At 63.9% G+C, this 18542-nt stretch carries 20 protein-coding genes; all 20 read right to left on the reverse strand.

What is annotated here, in order from left to right; genetic code table 11:
* Positions 1-4: 4 nt before the first annotated feature.
* The 20 genes from ACQ5J0_RS14505 to ACQ5J0_RS14600 all read right to left on the reverse strand — a co-directional run bounded on the left by ACQ5J0_RS14505 (position 5) and on the right by ACQ5J0_RS14600 (position 18505).
* The gene (locus ACQ5J0_RS14505; protein WP_462568286.1) at positions 5-718 is read right to left on the reverse strand and encodes a biotin--[acetyl-CoA-carboxylase] ligase; all 714 of its coding nucleotides are present in this window, start codon (positions 716-718) and stop codon (positions 5-7) included.
* Positions 715-2175: an NADH-quinone oxidoreductase subunit NuoN gene (gene nuoN / locus ACQ5J0_RS14510; protein ID WP_462568287.1), complete on the reverse strand. Its 1461-nt coding sequence runs from the start codon at positions 2173-2175 to the stop codon at positions 715-717. Before nuoN ends, ACQ5J0_RS14505 begins: the two co-directional genes overlap by 4 nt.
* Positions 2175-3734 (reverse strand): NADH-quinone oxidoreductase subunit M, encoded by a 1560-nt coding sequence (locus tag ACQ5J0_RS14515; protein ID WP_462568288.1) that lies wholly within the window; start codon positions 3732-3734, stop codon positions 2175-2177. Before ACQ5J0_RS14515 ends, nuoN begins: the two co-directional genes overlap by 1 nt.
* Positions 3734-5794: an NADH-quinone oxidoreductase subunit L gene (gene nuoL / locus ACQ5J0_RS14520; RefSeq protein ID WP_462568289.1), complete on the reverse strand. Its 2061-nt coding sequence runs from the start codon at positions 5792-5794 to the stop codon at positions 3734-3736. The genes ACQ5J0_RS14515 and nuoL overlap by 1 nt, the downstream gene beginning before the upstream one ends.
* Positions 5795-5800: 6 nt before the next feature.
* Positions 5801-6106, reverse strand: a complete 306-nt coding sequence (gene nuoK, locus ACQ5J0_RS14525) for an NADH-quinone oxidoreductase subunit NuoK (protein WP_462568290.1) — start codon at positions 6104-6106, stop codon at positions 5801-5803.
* Entirely contained in the window at positions 6103-6726 is a 624-nt protein-coding gene (locus ACQ5J0_RS14530) for an NADH-quinone oxidoreductase subunit J (RefSeq protein WP_462568291.1), read from the reverse strand. Before ACQ5J0_RS14530 ends, nuoK begins: the two co-directional genes overlap by 4 nt.
* A gap of 38 nt (positions 6727-6764) precedes the next feature.
* A complete protein-coding gene (nuoI, locus tag ACQ5J0_RS14535) occupies positions 6765-7250 on the reverse strand; it encodes an NADH-quinone oxidoreductase subunit NuoI (RefSeq protein ID WP_462568292.1) in 486 nt (161 codons plus the stop codon).
* Positions 7247-8293 carry an NADH-quinone oxidoreductase subunit NuoH gene (gene nuoH / locus ACQ5J0_RS14540; RefSeq protein ID WP_462568293.1) on the reverse strand — a complete coding sequence of 349 codons (1047 nt, stop codon included), beginning with the start codon at positions 8291-8293 and terminating at the stop codon, positions 7247-7249. The genes nuoI and nuoH overlap by 4 nt, the downstream gene beginning before the upstream one ends.
* Entirely contained in the window at positions 8290-10299 is a 2010-nt protein-coding gene (gene nuoG, locus ACQ5J0_RS14545) for an NADH-quinone oxidoreductase subunit NuoG (RefSeq protein WP_462568294.1), read from the reverse strand. The genes nuoH and nuoG overlap by 4 nt, the downstream gene beginning before the upstream one ends.
* The gene (locus ACQ5J0_RS14550; protein ID WP_462568295.1) at positions 10299-11048 is read right to left on the reverse strand and encodes a hypothetical protein; all 750 of its coding nucleotides are present in this window, start codon (positions 11046-11048) and stop codon (positions 10299-10301) included. The genes nuoG and ACQ5J0_RS14550 overlap by 1 nt, the downstream gene beginning before the upstream one ends.
* Positions 11045-12337, reverse strand: coding sequence for an NADH-quinone oxidoreductase subunit NuoF (gene nuoF, locus ACQ5J0_RS14555; RefSeq protein WP_462568296.1), 1293 nt, complete (start codon positions 12335-12337; stop codon positions 11045-11047). The genes ACQ5J0_RS14550 and nuoF overlap by 4 nt, the downstream gene beginning before the upstream one ends.
* Positions 12337-12474 (reverse strand): hypothetical protein, encoded by a 138-nt coding sequence (locus ACQ5J0_RS14560; RefSeq protein ID WP_462568297.1) that lies wholly within the window; start codon positions 12472-12474, stop codon positions 12337-12339. Before ACQ5J0_RS14560 ends, nuoF begins: the two co-directional genes overlap by 1 nt.
* A complete protein-coding gene (locus ACQ5J0_RS14565; RefSeq protein ID WP_462568298.1) occupies positions 12474-13142 on the reverse strand; it encodes a complex I 24 kDa subunit family protein in 669 nt (222 codons plus the stop codon). Before ACQ5J0_RS14565 ends, ACQ5J0_RS14560 begins: the two co-directional genes overlap by 1 nt.
* Complete coding sequence (locus tag ACQ5J0_RS14570) at positions 13135-13317, reverse strand: hypothetical protein (protein WP_462568299.1); 183 nt, start codon at positions 13315-13317, stop codon at positions 13135-13137. The genes ACQ5J0_RS14565 and ACQ5J0_RS14570 overlap by 8 nt, the downstream gene beginning before the upstream one ends.
* Complete coding sequence (locus ACQ5J0_RS14575) at positions 13314-14525, reverse strand: NADH-quinone oxidoreductase subunit D (RefSeq protein ID WP_462568300.1); 1212 nt, start codon at positions 14523-14525, stop codon at positions 13314-13316. The genes ACQ5J0_RS14570 and ACQ5J0_RS14575 overlap by 4 nt, the downstream gene beginning before the upstream one ends.
* Positions 14522-15043 carry a hypothetical protein gene (locus ACQ5J0_RS14580; RefSeq protein ID WP_462568301.1) on the reverse strand — a complete coding sequence of 174 codons (522 nt, stop codon included), beginning with the start codon at positions 15041-15043 and terminating at the stop codon, positions 14522-14524. Before ACQ5J0_RS14580 ends, ACQ5J0_RS14575 begins: the two co-directional genes overlap by 4 nt.
* A complete protein-coding gene (locus ACQ5J0_RS14585; protein ID WP_462568302.1) occupies positions 15040-15933 on the reverse strand; it encodes an NADH-quinone oxidoreductase subunit C in 894 nt (297 codons plus the stop codon). Before ACQ5J0_RS14585 ends, ACQ5J0_RS14580 begins: the two co-directional genes overlap by 4 nt.
* Positions 15934-15942: 9 nt before the next feature.
* Positions 15943-16524, reverse strand: coding sequence for a NuoB/complex I 20 kDa subunit family protein (locus ACQ5J0_RS14590; protein WP_462570133.1), 582 nt, complete (start codon positions 16522-16524; stop codon positions 15943-15945).
* 70 nt (positions 16525-16594) lie between these two features.
* Positions 16595-16969, reverse strand: coding sequence for an NADH-quinone oxidoreductase subunit A (gene ndhC, locus ACQ5J0_RS14595; RefSeq protein WP_462568303.1), 375 nt, complete (start codon positions 16967-16969; stop codon positions 16595-16597).
* A gap of 105 nt (positions 16970-17074) precedes the next feature.
* On the reverse strand, positions 17075-18505 hold the full coding sequence (locus tag ACQ5J0_RS14600) for a coniferyl aldehyde dehydrogenase (RefSeq protein WP_462568304.1): 1431 nt from the start codon (positions 18503-18505) through the stop codon (positions 17075-17077).
* Positions 18506-18542: the final 37 nt, after the last annotated feature.

Genomic DNA, 18542 nt, shown 5'->3' on the forward strand with positions numbered 1-18542 from the left:
TATCCTAGTTCGCGAGCATCACGTCGCCGGCGTGAATGACACGCTCCGACCCGTTGTCCAAGCGCAGCCTGAGCGATCCTTCGGGCGAGAGCCCGGCGAAGCTGCCGGCAATCGCGGCCTCACCCGGGGGACTGACCGTCAGGCCCGTCCCGTGCCCGTGCGCAGCGGCTTCCCAGCGGCGGATCAGCGGATCGAGCCCATAGGTCCGCCAGCGATCGAGCTCGGCGGCGAAATGCGCGGCAAGGCTCTGCGCGAAGAAGTCCCGCGCGGGCGCGGGTCCGAGTTCCGCCAGCGCGATCGTCGCGCGATCGGGCAGTTCCGGCGCGGCGGCGAGATTGACGCCAATCCCGACGACGATGGCCTCGTCCTGCCGCTCGAGCAGGATTCCCGCCAGCTTGGCACCGGCGAAGAGCAGATCGTTGGGCCATTTGAGCGTCAGCTTCGACGCATCCGCCAGCAAAGGCATCACCGCCTCGTGGACCGCTACACCGGACACCAGCGCCAGAGTCGCGGGCGAGGGATCGCGCGGGCTCAGGCGCACGACGGTCGAACCCATGAAATTGCCCGCCCCATCGAACCAGTCACGGCCCTGACGCCCTCGCCCCGCAGTCTGGCGATCCGCGATCAGCCAATCGCCCTCACCGACCCGCTCGCCCGCGCGCACCGCCGCGAGCAGGTCGGCATTGGTCGAGCCGGTTTGCGGGAGGGTGCGGATCAAACGACGATGAAAAGCGCTGCGGCTGCACGGTCGGCAACCGCGCCGAGCCACGGCGTCAGCAGATAGCCGAGCGGCGAGACGATCAGCATGCAGATCCCGAGCACGGCCCAATGACCCGCGGGGCTGTGCTTTTCGGCTTCGCGCGCGGGTTCGTCGAAGAACATCACCTTGACGAATTTGAGGTAGTAGAATGCGCCGATCACGCTTGCGGCGATACCGATCGCGGCGAGCACGATCATGTCGGCCTGCACTGCGGCTTGGAAAACCACGAACTTGCCCCAGAAGCCGAACAGCGGCGGGATTCCTGCGAGGCTGAACATCAGCAGCAGCACGCCCCAGGCAACGACCGGGCGCACTGTGGAGAGCCCGGCGATGTCGCTGAACGTTTCCAGCTGCTCGCCATCCCGGTCCCGCAGCATCAACACGGCAGCAAAGGCGCCGATCGTCATGACGACATAGATCGCCAGATAGACCAGCACGGCACTTACGCCCTCGGGGGTCGCCACCGCGAGGCCGATGAGGATGAAGCCGACGTTGTTGATCGAACTGTAGGCGAGCACCCGCTTGAGATTCTCCTGACCGATGGCGCCGAGAGCGCCAACCACGATCGACGCCAGCGCCGCGAAGATCACGATCTGCTGCCAGGCCTCGGTCTGCGCGCCGAAGGCCTCGATCGCCATGCGCACCAGCATTGCCACCGCCGCAACCTTGGGGGCACTGGCGAAGAAGGCGGTGACGGGCGTCGGTGCGCCTTCATAGACGTCGGGTGTCCACATGTGGAACGGAACCGCAGAGATCTTGAACGCCAGACCTGCAAGCACGAAGACCACGCCGAACAGTGCGCCGGTTGAGAGCCCGTCGGCGAAGGCGATCCGGATGCCGAGATATTGTGTGGTGCCCGAGAAGCCGTAAACCAGGCTCATACCGTAAAGGAGGATACCGGAGGCAAGCGCGCCGAGAATGAAATACTTGAGGCCCGCTTCGCTCGATCGGGTGTCGTCGCGCAGGAAGGAGGCCAGAACGTAGGACGACAGGCTCGAGAGTTCGAGACCGATGTAGAGCGTCATCAGATCGACTGCCGAGACCATCATCCCCATGCCGACCGCGTTGAGCAGCAACAGGACGGGATATTCGGCGCGATAGGCGCTACGGTGCTCGAAATAGCGCGGGGTGACGATCAGGCAGGCGATCGTCGCGAGATAGATCAGCAGCTTGGCCACGCTGCCGAAATCGTCCATCCGGTAGAGACCGCCAAAGGCATCCGCGCTCAGCTCGAAAGACGGATCGAACAGCAGGTGCCCGGTCCAGAAAGCCGCTCCGAACAGCGCGGCGACCGCGGCGATCGTGACGAATTTGGCGGCATCGCGCACCCATGCCGCCACCAGCAGCAGGATCAGCGCCGCACCCGAAAGGATCAACTCGGGCGCTACAATGTAAAAGGAAGCTGCGTAATCCATCAATGGGCGCCCTCGCTTGCGCCGACGGCGGCACCATGGGCGCCTTCGATATAATTGGCTTCATGCGCCCGCGGCGTGCCGACCAACGGACGCGAGTCACCCTCGGGAGCCGCGCGGGCAAGCCGCGCGTCGAGCGCCGCGATATCGGCACGCATCGGTGCGAGGAAGCTTTCGGGATAGACGCCCATCCACAGCACCGCAGCCACGATCGGGCCGAGCATGACCCATTCGCGCAAGGACAGGTCGGGCATGGCGGCGGCATCGGGATTCTTCTGCACCCCAAACGCCACGCGGCGATAGAGGTAAAGCATGTAGGCGGCGCCCAAGATAATGCCGGTCGTCAACACCAGAGCAGCCCAGGTTGACACCTGATACACGCCCGCCAGCGCGAGGAATTCGGCGACGAAGCCGCTGGTGCCGGGCAGGCCGATGCTGGCCATGGTGAAGAACAGGAAGAACAGCGCGTAGTGCGGCATGTTGATCGCCAGGCCGCCGTAGCGGTCGATCTCGCGCGTGTGCAGCCGGTCGTAGATCACCCCGACGCAGAGGAACAGCGCGCCTGAGACCAACCCGTGGCTGAGCATCATGATCATCGCACCTTCGAGGCCCTGGACGTTGAAGGCGAACAGCCCGCCCGTGACGATCGCCATATGCGCGACACTCGAATAGGCGATCAGCTTCTTCATGTCATGCTGCACCAGTGCGACCAGCGAGGTGTAGATCACGGCGATCATCGACAGCGCGAACACCAGCCACAGGAGCTGCGCCGATGCCTCGGGGAACATCGGCAGGCTGAAACGGATGAAGCCGTAGCCGCCGAGCTTGAGCAATACGCCCGCCAGGATCACCGACCCCGCAGTGGGGGCCTGGACGTGCGCGTCGGGCAGCCATGTGTGCACCGGCCACATCGGCATCTTGACCGCGAAGCTGGCGAAGAAGGCCAGCCACAGCCAGGTTTGCGCGGACGGCGCGAAATCGTACTGCATCAGCACCGGGATGCTGCTGGTGCCCGCGACATTGACCATCCACAGCATCGCGATCAGCATCAGCACCGAGCCGAGCAGCGTGTAGAGGAAGAATTTGTAGCTGGCGTAGATGCGGTTGTCCCCGCCCCACACGCCGATGATCAGATACATCGGGATCAGGCCGGCCTCGAAGAAGATGTAGAACAGGAACATGTCCTGAGCGGCGAAGACGCCGATCATCAGCAGTTCCATGAACAGGAAGGCGGCCATGTATTCGCCGACGCGGCGGGTGATCCCCTGCCAGCTGGCGAGGATGCAGATCGGCATCAGGAAGACGCTGAGCATGATCAGCATCAGCGCGATGCCGTCGATCCCCAGCGCATAGTCGAACACCGCAAAGAGTTCGGCGCGCTCGGTGAACTGCCATTGCGCGCCGCCGATGTCGTAGTTCACCCAGAGCAGAACGCCCAGCGCGAGGTCGATCAGCGTCGCCACCAGCGCCGTGAGCCGCGCCGCGGGCGCACTCAGGAACAGGCAGGCGATCCCGGCGACCAGCGGCACCAGCAGCATCAGCGAAAGGATCGGGAAATCCATCAGAACAGCACCCAGGTAATCGCGGCAATCAGGCCCAGGAGCATCACCAGCGCATAGCTATAGACCAGCCCATTCTGCGCCCCCTTGGCGAGCACGCTGCCGCGCTGGACGACCCAGGCCGCACCATCGGGACCGAAACGGTCGATCGTGCCGACATCGCCGATCTTCCAGAACTGGCGCCCGAACCAGAAGGCGGGCCGGACGAAAACGGCGTTGTAGAGCTCGTCGAAATACCACTTGTTGTAGAAGAAGCGGTAGACCGGGCCGAGTTTCTCAGCCGATCTGGCGGGGATCGACGTGTCCTTGATATAGGCCAGCCAGGCGATGGCCAGACCGATCAGCATCACGATGGTCGCGGCCAGTTTCACCAGCAACGGCACCGCGTGCATCTCGTGGATCAGCGCCTCGTTGTAGAAAATCGAACCCTGCCAGAACCCGGCATCGTCGAGGAAAGCGTGGCTGAACACCCAGCCCGCGAAGATCGCGCCCAGCGTCAGCACGCCAAGCGGGATCAGCATCGTCACGGGGCTTTCATGCGGATGATAGCCCGCGGTACCCGCTTCGTAATTGGGTGAGGGAACATGGTGTTTCGCGTCGTGACCGGAATCTTCTTGCGCCGCCGGGTTGTGATCCTCGGAATCACCGTGCCCAGCGTGGACGGCATGCTGAATATGCTCGCTGTCGGCCCAGCGCGGCTTGCCCCAGAACGTCAGGAACATCAGCCGCCAGCTGTAGAAGCTGGTCAGCAGCGCGGCGAAGGTGCCCATCCAGAAGGCGAAGGTCGCCGTCTCGGTTCCGCGCGCGAAGGCAACCTCGAGGATCGCGTCCTTGGAATGGAAGCCTGCAAAGCCCGCATGGAGCCAGTAGATCCCGACCCCGGTGATCGCCAGCGTACCCGCCAGCATCGCCCAGAAGGTAAAGGGGATCTCCTTACGCAGTGCGCCGTAATAGCGCATGTCCTGCTCGTGGTGCATCGCGTGGATCACGCTGCCTGCGCCGAGGAACAGCAGCGCCTTGAAGAAGGCGTGGGTGAACAGATGGAACATCGCCGCGCCATAGGCGCCGACGCCCGCGGCGAAGAACATGTAGCCCAGCTGCGAACAGGTCGAATAGGCGATCACCCGCTTGATGTCCCACTGCGTGGTCCCGATCGTCGCGGCGAAGATGCAGGTCGCAGCGCCGATGAAGGTGACCACGCCGAGCGCCACCGGGGCGGTCTCGAACATCGGGCTGAGGCGGCAGACCATGAACACGCCCGCGGTCACCATCGTCGCGGCGTGGATCAGTGCGGAGACGGGCGTGGGGCCTTCCATCGCGTCCGGCAACCAGGTGTGCAGCCCGAGTTGCGCCGATTTGCCCATCGCGCCGATGAACAGCAGGATGCACAGCACATCCATCGTCGAGACGCGGTAGCCGAGAAAACCGATCGTCGCGCCGCTCATCGCGGGTGCAGCGGCGAGGATCTCGGGAATCGAAGTGGTGCCGAACACCACAAAGGTGCCGAAGATGCCGAGCATGAAGCCCAGGTCACCCACGCGGTTGACCACGAAGGCCTTTATGGCCGCAGCGTTGGCAGAGGGCTTCTTGAACCAGAAGCCGATGAGGAGATAGGACGCTAGGCCCACACCTTCCCAGCCAAAGAACATCTGGACCAGATTGTCGGCGGTCACCAGCATCAGCATCGCGAAAGTGAACAGCGACAGATAGGCGAAGAAGCGCGGCTGGTCCGGATCCTCGTCCATATAGCCCCAGCTATAGAGGTGGACGAGCGCGGAGACGGTGGTAATCACCACCAGCATCACCGCAGTCAGCGTATCGACGCGCAGCGCCCAATCGAACGAAAGATCGCCCGATTGCACCCACTGCAGCACCGGAACCACGCCCGGCTCGGCGCTGCCGCCGACGAAACCGAGGAAAATCGGCCAGCTCAGCGCGCAGGAAATGAACAACGCGCCGGTGGTGATCAGCTTGACCGGCGTGTTGCCGAGCGCGCGATTGCCCAGCCCGCCGACGATGGCGGCCAGCAGCGGCAGGAAAACGATGAGCAGAATCGATTGCACGCGCGCTTACCCCTTGAGCCGGTCGACGCTGTCGACCGCGATCGTGCCGCGACCGCGGAAATAGATCACCAGGATCGCCAGCCCGATCGCAGCCTCCGAGGCCGCGACCGCGAGCACAAACATGGCGAAGATCTGCCCGGTCAGATCGCCGAGGAAAGCGCTGAAGGCGACCAGGTTGAGGTTCACCGAGAGCAGGATCAGCTCGATCGCCATCAGGATGACGATGATGTTCTTGCGGTTGAGGAAGATCCCCAGCACGCCGAGCACGAAAAGGATCGCGCTGACGACGATGTAGTGTTCGATGCCGATCACAGGTCGATCCCCTTGCCGATGGTCGGACGTTTCATCACCGTCGCCTCGTTCGGGTTGCGGCGGACCTGCTTGCCGATATCCTGATGGCCGCGATGCGCATCTGCGCGTTCACGCAGCGTCAGGACGATCGCCCCGACCATGGCAACCAGCAGCACCAGGCCGGTCGCTTCGAACAGGAAGAGATATCTGGAGTAGAGCAACGCACCCAGCGCCTCGGTGTTGCTGGCACCGATCAGCTGGACCGCGGCCCCCGTCGGTGTGCCGAGCGTGATCGCCCCCGCGCGATAGGCGCCGATACCCAGCACCAGCTCCGCCAGCAGCACCAGCGCGATTGCGATGCCGAGCGGGAAGTTGCGGATGAACCCGGCGCGCAGCTCGGCGAAATCAATGTCGAGCATCATCACCACGAACAGGAACAGCACCGCGACCGCGCCGACATAGACGATCACCAGCAGCATCGCGATGAACTCCGCGCCTACCAGCACCATCAGCCCTGCGGCGTTGAAGAAGGCGAGGATGAGCCAGAGCACCGAATGCACCGGGTTGCGCGACATGATCACCATGACCGCCGAAGCGACCACGAACACCGCGAAGAGGTAAAAGGCGAAGGTTTGAATCATCGAATGTCTTGGGAGCCCCAGCTTCGGTTGCGCGGCGGTTAGCGGTAGGGGGCGTCGGCTTCAAGGCTCGCGGCGATCGCCCGCTCCCACTTGTCCCCGTTCGCCAGCAATTTGGCCTTGTCGTAGAGCAGTTCTTCACGCGTCTCGGTGGAATATTCGAAATTGGGACCCTCGACCACGGCATCGACCGGGCAGGCTTCCTGGCAGAAGCCGCAATAGATGCACTTGGTCATGTCGATATCGTAGCGCGTGGTCCGGCGGCTGCCGTCCTCGCGCGGTTCGCTCTCGATGGTTATCGCCTGCGCCGGGCAGACCGCTTCGCACAGCTTGCACGCGATGCAGCGCTCTTCGCCATTGGGATAGCGCCGCAGCACATGCTCGCCGCGGAAGCGGGCGCTGATCGGGTTCTTCTCGTGCGGGTAGTTGATCGTCACCTTGGGCTTGAAGAAATACTTCAGCGTGAGGGCATGCGCCTTCACGATCTCCCAGAGGGTGAACGATTTGATGAGATGGGCGATAGTCATGAATAATGCCCCGTGGCCATCAGATAGCCGGAGATAAGGACGACGAACCCAAGGCTCATCGGCAGGAAGACCTTCCAGCCCAGCCGCATGAGCTGGTCGTAGCGGTAGCGCGGCACGGTCGCCATCACCCAGCTGAACATAAAGAAGAAAAAGAAGGTCTTGAGCAGGAACCAGACGATGCCCGGGACCAAATAGAGCGGCGCCCAGTCGATCGGCGGCAGCCAGCCGCCGAAGAACAGCAGCGTGTTGAGCGAGCACATCAGCAGGATGTTGGCATACTCGCCCAGCCAGAACAGCGCGAAGGCCATGCTGGAATACTCGGTCTGGTAGCCCGCCACCAGCTCGCTCTCGGCCTCGGTGAGGTCGAAGGGAACGCGCTGCGTCTCGGCCAGGCTCGAGATGAAGAACACCACCCACATCGGGAACAGCAGCAGATTGAACCAATAGCCGTTGATGATCCCGAAGCCGTGACCGACCTGCGCCATCACGATTTCGGTGAGGTTGAAGCTCCCCGCCCACAATACTACGCAGACCAGGATGAAGCCGATCGAGACTTCGTAGCTGATCATCTGCGCCGCCGCGCGCATGGCGGAGAAGAAGGGATATTTCGAGTTCGACGCCCAGCCGCTCATGACGATGCCGTAGACCGAGAGCGAGCTGACCGCGAGAATGTAGAGCAGGCCGACGTTGATGTCCGCCAGCACTACGCCCGCATCGAAGGGGATCACCGCCCAGGCGGCGAGCGCCACGGTGAAGGTGACGATCGGCGCGAGCAGGAAGATGCCCTTGTTCGCCGCGCTGGGAATGATGGTTTCCTGCAAGAAAACCTTCAACCCGTCGGCGAAGCTTTGCAGCAGGCCGAAGGGGCCGACGACATTGGGCCCGCGGCGCAGATTGATCGACGCCCAGACCTTGCGGTCGACATAGATCACCATCGCCACCGCAAGCATCAGCGGGAAGGCGATCAGCAAGACGCCGGCCAGGGTGGCGACGCCCCAGGCCCATTCATAGCTCATGCCGAGCGATTGGAAGAAACCGGTCACTCTGCGGCCTCCAGAATCTCTTCGCCATGGAGCAGTTCGGCCGAGCAGCGCTGCATCACGTCGCTGGCGCGGGCGATGGGGTTGGTGAGGTAGAAATCCTCGATCGGATAGGCGCTGATCGAGCCCTGCGCGCTGGCCTGCGCATCGGCTGCGGGGAGCGCGCCGAGATCGGCCAGCCCCTCGATGCCCAACGCCGGAACATGTTCGACCATTTTCGACTGCAACTGTCCGAAAGTGTCGAACCCGAGTTCGACACCAAGCGCATCGGCCAGGGCGCGCAGGATCGTCCAGTCCTCGCGCGCATCGCCGGGCGCGAACACCGCTTTCTCGGCGAACTGCACCCTGCCCTCGGTGTTGACGTAGGTCCCGTCCTTCTCGGCATAGGATGCCGCGGGAAGGATGATATCCGCTGCATGCGCGCCCTTGTCGCCGTGGTGGCCGATATAGACCTTGAGGCTGCCTTCGAAGCGGGCGAAGTCGACCTCGTCGGCGCCGAGCGCGAGCAGGACCTTGGGCTTGGCTGCGGCAATATCCGCGATGCCGCCCTTTTGCGCGTAGTCGAGCAGCAGCCCGCCCATGCGGCTGGCGGCCATGTGGAGCACGTTGAAGCCGTTCCAGCCGGCCTTCACGAGGCCAAACTGATCGACCAGCTTCAGTGCTGGAGCGAGCGCACCCGCCGCCAGCGCCGCGCCGCCGAGGATGATCGCGGGCCGCTCCGCCGCCGTCATGGCATCGTTCAGCGCTTCGGGGACGTCATTGAGCAACCCGAGGTCCTCGCCGAGGAACTCGGCCGGGTAGGTCGTGTCCCAGCGCTTGCCGGCCACGAAGATCTTTGCCCCGCGCTTGGCTGCCTTGCGCAGGCGGACATTCACCAGCGGCGCTTCCCAGCGGATGTGACTGCCGACGATCAGGATCGCATCGGCGGTCTCGATCCCAGCAAGGGTCGAGTTGAAATTGACTGCGGCGAGGTTCGAAACATCGTAGCTCATGCCGGTCTGGCGGCCCTCGAGCAGGTCGGAACCCATCGCGGACAGCAGCGCCTTGGCGGCGAACATCGTCTCGCAATCGACCAGATCGCCTGCAATCGCGGCGATGCTCTTGCCCGGCTGCGCTGCGGCGATTGCCGCGAAGGCCTCGTCCCAGCCCGCCTTCTGCAGCGTCCCGTCCTTGCGAATCCAGACGCTGTCGAGGCGGCGGCGCTGGAGGCCGTCGACCTGGTAGCGCGCCTTGTCCGAGATCCACTCCTCGTTGACGTCGTCATTGTTGCGCGGCAGCGCGCGCATCACTTCGCGCCCGCGGCTGTCGAGCCGGATGTTCGCGCCGACCGCGTCGGAGACGTCGATCGAGAGCGTCTTCTTGAGCTCCCACGGCCGCGCCTCGAAGGCATAGGGCCGGCTGGTCAGCGCGCCGACCGGGCACAGGTCGATCACATTGGCGCTCAGCTCGTGCTCGGCGGCCTGCTCGAGATAGGTGGTGATCTGCATGTCCTCGCCGCGCCCGAGCGCGCCGATCTCATCCACACCGGCGATCTCTTCCGAGAAGCGCACGCAGCGGGTGCAATGGATGCAGCGGGTCATGATCGTCTTGATCAGCGGGCCCATGTACTTCTCCGAGACCGCGCGCTTGTCGGCGCGGTAGCGCGAGCCGCCGCGGCCATACATCATCGACTGGTCCTGCAGATCGCATTCGCCGCCCTGGTCGCAGATCGGGCAGTCGAGCGGGTGGTTGATGAGCAGGAACTCCATCACCCCCTCGCGCGCGGTCTTGACCATCTGGCTGTCGGTGCGGATCTCCTGGCCCTCGGTGGCGGGAAGCGCGCAAGACGCCTGTGGCTTGGGCGGCCCGGGCTTCACCTCGACCAGGCACATCCGGCAGTTGCCGGCGATGCTCAGCCGCTCGTGATAGCAGAAGCGCGGGATTTCCTTGCCCGCAAGCTCGCAGGCCTGCAGCACGGTGGCGCCATCGGGAACCTCGAGTTCCTGGCCGTCTACAGTGACTTTGGGCATCAGTCCGTCGCTCCTTGTGCCGCAGCAGCGCCATAGTGGCTCCGCGCCCAGAGGGCATCGGCGGTAATCTGGCGAATCATCGAAATAGGAAGAGCGACCTCTTCTTCATCGATGTCGAGGCAGGCGACGACCGTTGGGGCCAACGCATCGAACTTGGCCTCTTCGTCGCTCGATCCCGGTCGACTTTCGAGAAACGCGTGCGCACTATTGACGCTTGAATGCGTCACGCAATCGCCAACCTGCGTAAGCGCCGCAGTGCGCGGGTTGAGGCCCTGGTAACCGTACCGGTTTTCCAGATCGCGCGGTGCGTCGGCTGGCACCACTACGGCCGCCTTGTTGTCCTGAAGATAGACTTCCTCTGCGAGCAGGTTGCGCAATGTCGAATAGGGAATTCGCATGTACATCCGGTACTGCGAGCCGCGCATCACCGTGCCGATGCATTCGGCTACATCGAGATCTTCGAACAGCGTGGCCGATTCCTGGCCAAAAGCCGCGAAATCGATCCGGTCCATATCGCTATGCGCAAGGAGCTCGCGGGAAGCATCCTTGTTCCGGAAATACACGCATTTAGCGACCCGCTTCTGCAGCCCGCGGGCTTCGCTCTGATCGGCAGATTCCGGAGCCCGTTTGAACCGGGTGCCGGTCTGCAAGCCAGGTTCGAGAAAACGATCGACCTCGTCCTGAGCCTGCGCAGGCGAACCGGTAGCGAGAGCGGCTCCGGCGGCGGCAAGCGTGATCAGATGCTTCACTCCGCCGCCTCCATAAACTGCGCGTTGTGCTCGGCGATCCGGCGTTCCAGCTCGGGGCGGAAGTGACGGATCAGCCCCTGGATCGGCCAGGCGGCCGCGTCGCCTAGGGCGCAGATGGTGTGGCCTTCGACCTGCTTGGTGACCTGCTGGAGCATGTCGATCTCCTCCACCGCAGCGTCGCCGGTGCGCAGGCGCTCCATCATCCGCCACATCCACCCGGTGCCTTCGCGGCAGGGGGTGCACTGGCCGCAGCTCTCGTGCTTGTAGAAATAGCTCAGCCGGCTGATCGCGCGGACGATGTCGGTGGATTTGTCCATCACGATCACCGCCGCGGTGCCCAGACCCGAGCCGAGCTCTTTCAGCCCGTCGAAATCCATCGGCGCGTCCATGATCTGTTCGGCGGGGACCAGCGGTACGGAGGAGCCGCCCGGGATCACCGCCAGCAGATTGTCCCATCCGCCGGTGATGCCGCCGCAATGCTTCTCGATCAGCTCGCGGAACGGAATGCTCATCGCTTCCTCGACCACGCAGGGCTTTTCGACATGACCGCTGATCTGGAACAATTTGGTGCCGGCATTGCCCTCGCGCCCGAATGAGCTGAACCAGCTCGCCCCGCGCCGCAGAATCGTGGGCACCACCGCGATGCTCTCGACATTGTTGACCGTGGTCGGGCAGCCATAGAGGCCCGCACCCGCCGGGAACGGCGGCTTGAGCCGCGGCTGGCCCTTCTTGCCTTCGAGGCTTTCGATCATCGCGGTTTCTTCGCCGCAGATATAGGCGCCCGCGCCGCGATGCATGAAGACGTCGAAATCGTAGCCAGATTTCGATGCGTTCTTGCCGAGAAGACCCGCGTCATAGGCCTCGTCGATCGCCGCCTGCAGCGTCTCGGCCTCGCGGATGTATTCGCCGCGGATGTAGATATAGGCCGCGCGCGCGCGCATCGCGAACCCCGCGACCAGCGCGCCCTCGATCAGCTTGTGCGGATCGTGGCGCAGGATCTCGCGGTCCTTGCATGAACCCGGCTCGGATTCGTCGGCGTTGATGACCAGGAAGCTCGGTCGGCCGTCCTTGCTCTCCTTGGGCATAAAGGACCATTTGAGACCGGTCGGGAAACCCGCCCCGCCCCGGCCGCGCAAGCCGCTGGCCTTCATCTCGTCGATGATCGAATCCTGCCCGCGCGCGATCAGCGCTTTGGTGTCGTCCCAATCGCCGCGCTGCTGCGCCGCCTTCAGCCCCCAGTCCTGGAAGCCGTAGAGATTGGTGAAGATGCGGTCCTTATCGGCGAGCATCAGATCACTCCCCCGAACACCACGAAGGCGGCGATAGCGAGGATCACCAGCAGCGCGAGAGTCTTGGCGAGGCCGGCGAGCACCTTCCAGGCGATGATGATGGCGACGACTGCGATCGCGATGGTGACGATATCCATTACCATTCGCTCCGATAATCGTGGTTGGCGTCGACCATTTCCTTGAGGGTCGACGGTCCGCCGCTCGGCTCGCTGGTGTGACGACCCGGCTCCTGCGTCCCCGCCTTGGGGCTTTCGCCCGCAGCCAGCGCATCGAGCACCGCGTCGAACCGTTCGGGGGTCAGATCCTCGAAATTGTCGTCGTTGATCTGGACCATCGGCGCGGTGGCGCAATTGCCCATGCATTCGACTTCGGTCAGCGTCCACAGTCCGTCTGCGGAGACGTGCCCCTTGACCATGCCGCGCGCGGCGCAGGTCTCGAACAAGGCATCGGAGCCGCGCAGCATGCACGGCGTCGTGCCGCAGACCTGGACGTGGTATTTCCCGACCGGCACGAGATTGTACATGAAATAGAAGGTCGCCACCTCAAGCACCCGGATCGCGGGCATGCCGAGATAGCTGGCGACATATTCGATCACCGGGATCGGCAGCCAGCCTTGCGTATCGGTTTCCTCGCCGACCTGCCGCTGGGCGAGATCGAGCAGCGGCATCACCGCCGATTTCTGCCGACCTTCGGGATAGCGCGCGATCGCCTTGTCGGCCTTCGCCTTGTATTCGCTCGAGAACTCGAACGCACCCCAGCGGGCACGCAGTTCGGGGGTATCGGGAGCGGGAGAGCGGTCAGCCATTGATCAACCTGCGTTCGACATAGCGGCCGATATAGAGGCCGATGACGGCGGCAAACGCCGTCGAGAGAATTTCCTTGAGCGGCGCCTCGCCGTGGAAGGCCGCCAGATAGGCGGCCACCGCCGAAGCGAAGGCGACGAAGGCGAGGAGGAAGATGCCCAGTTCGCGCAGGATCACCGGTCGCACTCCCCGAACACCACGTCGATCGCGCCCAGGATGGCAGTCGCGTCGGGCAGCATGTGGCCCTTGGCCATGAAGTCCATCGCCTGCAGATGCGAAAACGCGGTCGGGCGGATCTTGCAGCGGTACGGCTTGTTGCTGCCGTCGCTGACCAGATAGACGCCGAATTCGCCCTTGGGGCTTTCGGTCGCGACATAGACCTCGCCCGCGGGCACGTGGAAGCCTTCGGTGTAGAGCTTGAAGTGATGGATCAGCGCTTCCATCGACTGCTTCATCTCGCCGCGCTTGGGCGGGGAGACCTTGCGGTCGTCGCTCGCCACCGGCCCCTCGGGCATCTCGGCGAGGCACTGCTTGATGATCTTCGCGCTCTCATAGACTTCTTTGACCCGGACCATGAAACGGTCGTAGCAATCCGAATTGGTGCCCACGGGAATGTCGAATTCCATCCGCTCGTAGACGTCGTAGGGCTGCGATTTGCGCAGATCCCACGGAATGCCGGCGGCGCGGATCATCGGGCCCGAGAAACCCCAGGCGATCGCGTCTTCCTTGCTCACCACGGCGATATCGACGTTGCGCTGCTTGAAGATGCGGTTGTCCATGACGAGGCTCATCGCGTCGCCGAACAGCTCGGGCAGCCGCTTGTCGACCCAGTCGCCGATATCGGCGAGCAGCTTGAGCGGCACGTCCTGATGGACCCCGCCCGGCCGGAAATAGGCCGCGTGCATCCGGGCGCCCGAGGCGCGCTCGTAGAAGTTCATGCAGTCTTCGCGCAGCTCGAACACCCATAGGTTAGGCGTCATCGCGCCGACATCCATGACATGCGCGCCGATATTGAGCAGGTGGTTCTTGATCCGGGTCAGCTCGGCGAACAGCACGCGCAGATATTGCGCGCGGATCGGCACCTCGAGATTGAGCAGCTTCTCAATCGCGAGCACCCAGGAGTGCTCCATGCACATCGGCGAGCAGTAATCGAGCCGATCGAAATAGGGCAGCGCCTGGAGATAGGTCTTGTGCTCGATGAGCTTCTCGGTGCCGCGGTGGAGCAGGCCGACATGCGGATCGATCCGCTCGATGATCTCGCCGTCGAGCTCCATCACCATGCGCAGCACGCCGTGCGCCGCGGGGTGCTGCGGGCCGAAGTTGATCGTGTAATTGGATATGACCTCGCCGTCGGTGGTGGGCGAGGCTTCGAGTTGCATGCTCATGAGCAGACCCAGTTTCCGGCGAATGCCTTTTGCGTGCCCGCGGCGTCGGCGATGGTCAGCGAAGCCCGGTCGGGGCCGGTGCGCGTGACCAGCGCGGAGAAGCCCTCGCCCGTGAAGGTCGTGCCCGAGCGAACCTGCTCGATGCCGCCCGGAGGCGCGTCGAGCAGCAGCAACTGCCCGCCGATGCGAACGGTTGCCTTGCCCGGCAGCGCACGGTCCGCAGGTGCCGCAGCGATCAGCATTTCCTGCCCCTCGACGCTGAAGGTGCAGCCGCCTGCGCGCGGCCCAAGATCCACACCGCCGATATTGCCCAGCTTCTCGAGCTGGAACACGTCGGCATTGGCGGGCGGCGCGGCCTTGACCGCAGTGGTTTCGACCGGTGCCGGAACGCCGCCTTCGGAGACCGAACCGGGGGCGCCGACGCGACTGGCGAAATCATCGGCGGTTTCGGTGCTGGCGGGTTCTTGCGAGCACCCGGCGACCAGGAGCGCGGTGGCGACGATCAGGATCTTGTTCACGTGTCACGCTCCTCTTTGTCGGTCTCGGTGGCGCCCTTGGTGTCCTTCGCGGTGGTCTCCCGCGCGGGCTGATCGAGGCGATCTTCGGTCGGGTCGGGTGCGCCCGGCTCGTCTATGTCGGTATCGACCGGCGCGGGTTCGCCATCGCCCTGACCGGCAATCCCGCTCTTGAGCTTGGCGGGCGCCACGTGTTCGGCGGCCTTCTCATCGGTCTTCTCGCCCGCACCGGTGTCCTTGGTGCTGGCGGTCGTCTTGACTTCGTCGACCGGCGGAACTTCCGCCTTCTCGTCGCCCGGCAGAGCGTAGTCCGCACCTTCCCAGGGCGAGAGAAAATCGAACTGGCGCAGATCCTGCGGCAGATCGACGGGCTCGTAAACCACCCGCTTCTCGTCTTCGGAATAGCGCAATTCCTGATAGCCGGTAAGGGGAAAATCCTTGCGGAAAGGGTGCCCTTCGAAGCCGTAATCGGTGAGTATGCGGCGCAGATCGGTGTTGCCGTCGAACAGCACGCCGAACATGTCGAACACTTCGCGCTCGAGCCATCCGGCATTGGGCCAGAGCGTCGTCACCGTCGGAACCGGCAGCTCTTCGCTGGTGGTCACCTTGACCATGATCCGGCTGTTGGTCGTGAGACTGAGCAGCATGTAGACGACTTCGAAGCGCTCGGGCCGCGAGGGATAGTCGACCCCGGCGATTTCCATCAGCTGCTGATAGGCGTGCTCGTCCCGCAGCAGGCGCAGCGAATCCTCGATGCTGCCGCGCCGGACGGTAAGCACCAGCTCGCCATGCTCTTCATGAGCGTGGAGCAGATGATCGCCGAGCGCGTGGGAGAGCGTGCCCTTGAGACCCTCGATCCGGGTGAAGCGGGGTGCGGAATGAAGTACGGCCATGTGCTCCGCCTATCGCTCGATCGTGCCGCTGCGGCGGATCTTCCGCTGCAACTGCATCACGCCGTATAGCAGGGCTTCGGCGGTGGGCGGACAGCCGGGGACGTAGATATCGACCGGCACGATCCGGTCGCAGCCGCGCACTACCGAGTAGCTGTAATGATAATAGCCGCCGCCATTGGCGCAGCTGCCCATCGAGATGACGTATTTCGGGTCCGACATCTGGTCGTAGACCTTGCGCAGCGCCGGAGCCATCTTGTTGCACAGCGTACCGGCGACGATCATCACGTCCGACTGGCGCGGGCTGGCGCGCGGGGCGACGCCGAACCGCTCCATGTCGTAACGCGGCATGTTGACGTGGATCATCTCGACCGCGCAGCAGGCGAGGCCGAAGGTCATCCACCACAGCGAACCCGTGCGCGCCCACTGGAACAAATCCTCGGTGCTGGCGACCAGGAAGCCCTTGTCGTTCACCTCGGTCTGGAGCGCGTTGAAATATTCGGCGTCGGGCTGGCGAATCTCGCCCGCCCGCGCGGTAGGCGCGCCGTGCAGCGCCTGATTGTGGTCGGCGGTCAGCGGACGATAGTGATCCATGCGGGGCTGATCGCTCCCGTTCGAGGATTGCAGGCCGGCGAGGCTGGTCTTGGTGCTGTGGTCGCTCATCTCATTCCCACTCCAGTGCACCGATCTTCCACGCGTAGGCGAAACCGATGATTAGCTCGCCGAGGAAGACCATCATGGTGATCCAGCCCGGCCAGCCCGTGAATTCGAGGCTTACCGCCCAGGGGAACAGGAAGGCCGCCTCGAGATCGAAGACGATGAACAGGATGGCGACCAGATAGAAGCGCACGTCGAATTGGCTGCGCGGCTCTTCGAAGGCGGGGAAGCCGCACTCATATTCGCTCAGCTTTTCCGCATCGGGATTGTGCACGCCGGTCAGGCGCGACACGCCCATCGGCAGGAACACGAAGGCAGCCGACAGGGCTGCCGCGATGAACAGAAATATGAGGATCGGCAGGTACTGCTCGAGATCGACCACGGGTGATTCCTAAGCCTTGAGGCACAAGTTGCGCCCGCCTCTAGGCTCCCCGCCGCGCGGGTGCAAGGGTCCGACCCTTGCAACCCGCGCATGGGTGCGTGACGCTTATTTCATCATCGACTTCACTGTCTTGGCGGTCTTTGCGCCATAGGGCGGCTTCAATCCGCTCAGCTTGGCGACATCGACCTTCGGCTGGGTGTAGACGCTGCGCGCGTGGCTGAATTCGCGGAAGCCCTCGACTCCGTGATAGCTCCCCATCCCCGAGGGGCCGACACCGCCGAACGGCAGATCGTGCATCGAGACGTGGAACACCACGTCGTTGACAGTGACGCCGCCCGAGATCGTTCGGTTCAGCACCTTCTCCTGCTCGCCCCTGTCGCTGCCGAAATAATACAGCCCGAGCGGACGATCGTTGGCGTTCACATAGTCGATCGCCTCGTCGATCTCGCGGTAGGTCTTGACCGGCAGTACCGGGCCGAAAATTTCCTCCTGCATCGCCTGCATGTCGTCGGTGACATTCTTGAGGATCGTCAGCGGCATTTTGCGGCTGTTGGTGCTCGAGAAATCCTCGTCGCCGGGATTGACCTCGATCACCTCGGCACCCTTGTCGCGCGCATCCGCGACCATGGCCTGGAGCCGGTCGAAATGCCGGTCGGTGACGAGGCTGGCATAATCCTCGTTCTCGAGCAGCGAGGAATACATGGTCGCGGTGCCCTGCCACACGCCGTGGATCGCCTCGTCCTGCTTGTCCTCCGGAACGTAGAGATAATCGGGTGCGAGGCAGATCTGTCCGGCGTTGAGCATCTTGCCCAGCGCGACCCGCTCGCCCGCCTTGGCGAAATCGGCGCTGCGCCCCATGATCACCGGGCTCTTGCCGCCCAGTTCGAGCGTGACCGGCACCAGATTCGCGGCAGCCGCCTCCATCACTTTTCGCCCGGTCGCGGTCGAGCCGGTGAACACCAGGTGATCGAAGGGCAGCGAACTGAACGCTGCCGCGACCTCGGGGGGGCCGGTGAAAACCGCGCATTCGTCGGGAGTGAATATCTTCGCGACCAGCTCGCGCATCAGCATGCTGGTGCGCTCGGTGAACTCGCTGGGCTTGATCATCGCGCGATTGCCCGCGGCAAAGACCTGCATCAGCGGCCCGAAGGTTAGATTGACCGGGAAATTCCACGGACTGAGAATGCCCACCACGCCCTTGGGCTCGTAGCGCACCTCGGCCTTGGCGCCGAGCAGCCCGAGCGGGAACTGGACGTGGCGCTTGTCGGACTTCGCCCAACCATCCATCCGCTTGAGGCAGTAGCGGCCGAAGGCGACCGTGCCCGCGATATCGGTGATCATCGACTGCTGCGGCGAACGGCTGCCGAAATCGGCGCTCATCACCTTGCACAGATCCTCGGCATTGTCCTGGAGCAGCGCGATCGCGCGCTCGATCCGGTCCTTGCGCAGCGCCATGGGCTCGGGCCGGGTCTGGTGATGAGCCGAACGCTGCCGGCGCAGCACGTCTTCCATCTCGCTCTTGCGGTCGTTGGCCATATCCGTCTCCGTTTGAAATTGTTGCGATGCAGCACTA

This window comes from Qipengyuania sp. SM2512 (assembly GCF_054954005.1).

Bases quoted from the DNA above. Each gene is read 5' to 3' on its own strand.
- nuoN (WP_462568287.1), bottom strand. From the start codon at position 2,175: ATGGATTACGCAGCTTCCTTTTACATTGTAGCGCCCGAGTTGATCCTT.
- ACQ5J0_RS14515 (WP_462568288.1), bottom strand. From the start codon at position 3,734: ATGGATTTCCCGATCCTTTCGCTGATGCTGCTGGTGCCGCTGGTCGCC.
- ACQ5J0_RS14530 (WP_462568291.1), bottom strand. From the start codon at position 6,726: ATGATTCAAACCTTCGCCTTTTACCTCTTCGCGGTGTTCGTGGTCGCT.
- nuoI (WP_462568292.1), bottom strand. From the start codon at position 7,250: ATGACTATCGCCCATCTCATCAAATCGTTCACCCTCTGGGAGATCGTG.
- nuoG (WP_462568294.1), bottom strand. From the start codon at position 10,299: ATGCCCAAAGTCACTGTAGACGGCCAGGAACTCGAGGTTCCCGATGGC.
- nuoF (WP_462568296.1), bottom strand. From the start codon at position 12,337: ATGCTCGCCGATAAGGACCGCATCTTCACCAATCTCTACGGCTTCCAG.
- ACQ5J0_RS14560 (WP_462568297.1), bottom strand. From the start codon at position 12,474: ATGGATATCGTCACCATCGCGATCGCAGTCGTCGCCATCATCATCGCC.
- ACQ5J0_RS14565 (WP_462568298.1), bottom strand. From the start codon at position 13,142: ATGGCTGACCGCTCTCCCGCTCCCGATACCCCCGAACTGCGTGCCCGC.
- ACQ5J0_RS14575 (WP_462568300.1), bottom strand. From the start codon at position 14,525: ATGAGCATGCAACTCGAAGCCTCGCCCACCACCGACGGCGAGGTCATA.
- ACQ5J0_RS14585 (WP_462568302.1), bottom strand. From the start codon at position 15,933: ATGGCCGTACTTCATTCCGCACCCCGCTTCACCCGGATCGAGGGTCTC.
- ACQ5J0_RS14590 (WP_462570133.1), bottom strand. From the start codon at position 16,524: ATGGATCACTATCGTCCGCTGACCGCCGACCACAATCAGGCGCTGCAC.
- ACQ5J0_RS14600 (WP_462568304.1), bottom strand. From the start codon at position 18,505: ATGGCCAACGACCGCAAGAGCGAGATGGAAGACGTGCTGCGCCGGCAG.